We start from the raw sequence: 5163 nt of genomic DNA, 5'->3' as shown, positions 1-5163 counted from the left end.
AGTTTGGTGCTTTTCTAAAGACCTTTGCTAATTTAAAACATGGGAATGCATAATCTCCCATATCTTTATTTGGTGGTATTTCTATAAGTTGTAATATCTCATCATAAGATAAATCTTCTATTTTACTTTTAAGACAATTTGCTACTGCTGCCTTGAAATCTTGCATTTTAATCTCCTCTCTTGCCGTAATACGTTCGTATTTTATTATTTTATGTTAAATCAAATTACGAATTTTTTCAAGATATTTAACATATATGCCTAGATTATATTGTTATTTATTTTATATATCTATTATACTTTATTATATTTGTTCTTCATCTATTATTTTTATATTATTTTGAGCGAGGATAGAAGCTGTAACTCCCATACCCTTTATTTTTTTCTTTGAAAAAGTCCCATCATATATATATCTGCATCCACAAGACGGACTGCTCGCCTTTAAAACAGCTTCTGCTGCGTTGTTTTCTTTAGCTATTTTTAGAGCTTCTTCTGCACCTTTTATAAAATTTGATGTGACATCGATGCCTTTATTCGACACAACTTTAGTTTCGCCGTTTAGTACATCTTTACCGTCTTTATTTCCATAAGTCTCTATTTCTGATGGATCTCTAGGAGTTGTCAAGCCTCCCAATTGTTCTGGACATACTGCAATATATTCTTTATCCTTTAAATATTTTAATACTTTTTCTGATTTATTATTTCCACCGCTGTATTTACAGTTTTCTCCTAATAAACAAGCTGATACTATTATCATATTTTCACCTTTATTTTAAAGTTACTATAGTTACACCTGCTCCACCTTCACCGTATTCACCTGGTCTTTTTGATTTTACGTGTTTGTTTCTCTTTAGCACGTCTTGAAGTCCTTTTTTAAGAACTCCTGTACCTATACCGTGAATAATTGTGACTGTTTCAAGTCCAGCAACACAGGCATCATCTAAGTATTTATCCATTTCTATTATTGCTTCCTCTAAGTTTAATCCTCTTAAATCAACCTCACCTTTTACTCTTCCTGATTTTTCGCTGATTATCTTACGTGTTTGTTTTGTCACTGTTGATTTTTTGTCTTTTGGAATTTTCTTTAGTGATTTAAATGGCAGATTCATCTTCATTATACCAATTTGTACGACAGCTTCTTTTTTCTTGTTATCTACAGAAACTACGCTACCTTCTTGGTTTAATGTGACTACCTTGACATCATCACCTGGTTTTAAGTCTTTTATTTCTTTTGAAGAAACCTTTGGCACTATCATACTTTTTACTGAAGGTTGAAGGTCACCCATAGAATCTGATAATTCTTTCTTAAGTGCTTCAATCTTTTTGTGTTTTTCCTTAGAAGCCATTTCTGTTTCTAGCTTTCTAAGTTCTTTTAAAATTTGATCTGATTGTTCTTTAGCCTGTCTAGTTATGCTAAATGCTTCTGATTTTGCCTTGCTGATGATTTTATCTCTCTGAGCCATTACTCTTCTAAGTCTTTCGTCGTATTCTGCCTTTACTTCTTCTATTTCTTGTTTTAATTTTTCTGCTTCTAAGCGTTCTTCTTCTGCCTTTAGTCTATTCTTTTCTACATTTTGTAATACGTCTTCTAATTCGATATTCTCTGTATTTATAAATTCCTTAGCTCTATTTATTACATATTCGCTTAAGCCTAATTTTTTTGATATTTCAAATGCGTTAGACTTACCTGGAACACCTATTAACAATCTATATGTAGGACTAAGTGTCTCTACATCAAATTCAACAGCTGCATTTTCTACACCTTTTTTAGTAAGAGCGTAGTTTTTAAGCTCGCTGTAGTGAGTTGTAGCTATACATTTAGCCCCTGCCATATTTACGTCTTCTAGTATGGCAATTGCAAGAGCTGCTCCTTCTACTGGATCTGTACCTGCTCCTAATTCGTCAAATATTACTAAAGAATCACAAGTGACTTCCTTTAATATAGAAACTGTATTTGTCATATGTGATGAGAATGTAGATAAGCTTTGTTCTATACTTTGTTCATCACCGATATCTGCAAATATATTATCGTATACACACATACTAGTCCCAAAATCAGCTGGAATATGTAGACCACTTTGTGTCATAAGTGCAAATAGACCTACAGTCTTTATTGTTACAGTTTTACCACCTGTATTCGGTCCTGTGATGACTAATGTATCGAAATCTCTTCCTAGATAAATATTATTTGGCACTACATCATTTTTGTCTATCATTGGATGTCTACCGTTTTTTATGTTGAAATATTTATCTTCGTTTAGAACTGGTTCTATAGCTCGCATTTCTACAGATAATTTTCCTTTAGCAAATGCAAAGTCTAATTTTCCTAAAATTTCTTGATTAGAAATCAATTCTTCAGAAATTTCTCCTACCATAGCTGATAGCTCTGCCAAAATTCTCTCTATTTCCTCTTGTTCGTCTAGTTTTAATTTTCTAAGCTCGTTGTTCATCTCAACTATACTCATAGGCTCGATAAATAATGTAGCCCCTGATGATGATTGGTCGTGAACTATACCTGATATTGATGATCTGTACTCAGCCTTCACTGGTATAACAAATCTATCGCCTCTCATAGATATTATGTTATCTTGTAGATATTTTTGGTATGTTGTCGAGCTTATGATAGAATTTAATTTTGATCTGATAGATTGGTTCTTTTGAACTATTCTCCTTCTTATTGTTCTAAGTGTAGTAGATGCGCTATCAGATATTTCTGATTCGCCTACAATAGAAGTATATATTCTATCTTCTACATCTCTATATGTATATAAAGCATTTGTAAGAGATTGGATTATTGGATAATTAAAATCCTCCTCTTCTGAGCCATCTAGATTTTTCTTCAAAGTACGCGCTACTCTCAAGCAATCTGCTACCTTAAGTAGTGCAGATGGGTCGATTGTAGCACCTACATTAGCTCGCTTTACCATGTCCTCTATATCATGTATTCCATCCATACTGACTAAGCCTCTCTTAATAAGTATGGCCTGTGCTTCACTCGTTTCAAGCAAAGTGTTCTTTACTTCATCGAAGTCATTGCTTGGTTTCAAATTTTCTATATGTTTAAGCCCTAAAGAAGATGACGCCTTTGTTTTTAACTTATCTATTATTTTGTTAAACTCTAATACTCTAAGTGATCTCTCGTTCATCTCTCCTCCTAATTTTTACCACAATTATTTTATATTTATATTATTGATAAAAATCCCGAAATTATACTCATTCGGGATTTTTTATTTAACCCAGATTAAGCATAAATAAAACCACTTTATATTATACCTAAACCAAGCTTATTATGGATAAAATTTTTGCATTTATTTTATTTTTATTTACACAATTTCATTTGCCATAGTATAAAGTTGATAGTAAACACCTTTTTTATCTAATAATTCTTTGTGATTTCCTTCTTCTACGATACCATTTTCTGTCAATACAAGTATTCTGTCTGCATTTTGTATAGTAGTTAATCTATGAGCTATTGTAAGTGTAGTTCTTCCCTTGGCAAGTCTCTCTAATGATTTAGATACTAGATATTCACTTTCGTTATCTAGTGCTGATGTAGCTTCGTCTAGGATTAATATCTTAGGATTCTTTAAGAACACTCTAGCTATACTTATTCTTTGTTTTTGACCACCAGATAATTTGACTCCTCTTTCTCCTACATATGAGTCATATCCGTCTTTTAATTCAGATATAAACTCGTGAGCACCAGCAAGCTTTGCAGCTTCTATTACTTGTTCTCTAGTTGCCTTAGGATTTCCATAAGCTATATTGTCGTAAACTGTTCCAGCAAATAGATATACATCTTGTTGAACTATACCTATATTTTGTCTCAAGCTCTTTAAAGTTATTTTCTTGATATCTTTATCATCTAAGTAAATACTTCCTTCTGTAGTATCGTAAAAACGTGGTATTAAGTTGCATATAGTAGTTTTTCCACCTCCAGAAGGTCCTACTAACGCTACCTTTTCTCCCTCTTTTATAGATAAATTAATATGATCTAATACTTCCTTTTGAGTATCATTGTATTCAAATGATACATCCTTGAATTCTATACTTCCCTTTACATCAGTTAATTCTTCAGCATCTTCATCATCAAATATATCTATATCAGAATCTATTATTTCTGTAAAACGTTCTATTCCTGTCATACCTTTTTGGAATTGTTCTGTAAATTCTACAATTCTCTTAACTGTAGCAAGTAAAGTTGTAACATATAATGTATATACAAATAAATCAGCTGGTTCAATAAGCCCCTTCATCATAAATGCTCCACCGGCAATTAATAAAACTAAATACATGATTCCATCAAATATACAAGTTATTATCTTGAATCCTGCCATGTACTTGTATGTTTCTTTTTTAGTTCCTAGGAATTTACGGTTGTCTTGTGTGAATTTTTCTGCTTCAATTTCTTCATTTGCAAATGCCTTTACAACTCTAACCCCTAATAAACTGTCTTCTAATCTTGAATTTAATTCTCCGATTTGCACTCTTTGTTTCTTAAACGCTCTCTTCATCTTTACATTTTGATCCATACTAAATACGACCATCAAAGGTATAAATATGAATATTATTGTAGTCAAAGCTATATTTATTCTAGATAAAAGTATGAATGATATGACTATTTTTACTCCTGCTATGAAAAACTCTTCCGGACAATGGTGAGCAAATTCAGTTACATCAAATAAGTCATTAGTTATTCTAGACATAATTTGCCCTACCTTTGTGTTGTTAAAGTAAGAATCAGATAATTTTTGGATATGGTCAAATGCATCCTTTCTCATATCTGTCTCTATTCTAGCACCCATTACATGTCCTATTCTAGTCATGTAGTAATTCGCAATAGCATCTATTATTCTAAGAACTAGATAAATTCCAGCTACACTTGCTATTAACTCCACAGTAATTGATGCTAAATCCTCTGTCCCTTTATTTGCAAGATATTTCAATATCATAGGTAATATTAAATCACATCCTGTAGTTAAAAACGCACAGAATAAATCTAATAATAAAACCTTCTTATATGGTCTAAAATAAGGAAGAAATCTTGCTATTAATTCTTTAGTTTTGTACTTTCTATTTTCCATCAGAAACCTCCCAATATATTTAAAATATTTTTACATACCAAAATGCACCTGCTGATGTAGCAGATGTTTAGATATTATATAT

The 5163-nt window shown here is 31.7% G+C and carries 4 protein-coding genes; all 4 read right to left on the bottom strand.

Annotated features, from left to right (window positions below; all coding sequences use genetic code 11):
• Positions 1-166 (bottom strand): hypothetical protein (locus MR593_RS13585; RefSeq protein WP_290691689.1); only part of this gene is annotated, 166 nt, incomplete at its 3' end.
• Positions 167-301: 135 nt separating this feature from the next.
• Positions 302-754, bottom strand: a complete 453-nt coding sequence (locus tag MR593_RS07965; RefSeq protein ID WP_290691687.1) for a DUF523 domain-containing protein — start codon at positions 752-754, stop codon at positions 302-304.
• A gap of 10 nt (positions 755-764) precedes the next feature.
• On the bottom strand, positions 765-3143 hold the full coding sequence (locus MR593_RS07960; protein WP_290691686.1) for an endonuclease MutS2: 2379 nt from the start codon (positions 3141-3143) through the stop codon (positions 765-767).
• A 177-nt stretch (positions 3144-3320) separates the two neighbouring features.
• On the bottom strand, positions 3321-5081 hold the full coding sequence (locus MR593_RS07955) for an ABC transporter ATP-binding protein (RefSeq protein WP_290691684.1): 1761 nt from the start codon (positions 5079-5081) through the stop codon (positions 3321-3323).
• Positions 5082-5163: the final 82 nt, after the last annotated feature.

It is taken from the genome of Intestinibacter sp. (assembly GCF_022780145.1).
In the GTDB taxonomy this organism is placed as follows: domain Bacteria; phylum Bacillota; class Clostridia; order Peptostreptococcales; family Peptostreptococcaceae; genus Intestinibacter.
The sequence above is the reverse complement of the archived record's forward strand: the minus strand, read 5'-3'. Positions and strand labels throughout refer to the sequence as shown.

Bases quoted from the DNA above. Each gene is read 5' to 3' on its own strand.
- MR593_RS07965 (WP_290691687.1), bottom strand. From the start codon at position 754: ATGATAATAGTATCAGCTTGTTTATTAGGAGAAAACTGTAAATACAGC.
- MR593_RS07960 (WP_290691686.1), bottom strand. From the start codon at position 3,143: ATGAACGAGAGATCACTTAGAGTATTAGAGTTTAACAAAATAATAGAT.
- MR593_RS07955 (WP_290691684.1), bottom strand. From the start codon at position 5,081: ATGGAAAATAGAAAGTACAAAACTAAAGAATTAATAGCAAGATTTCTT.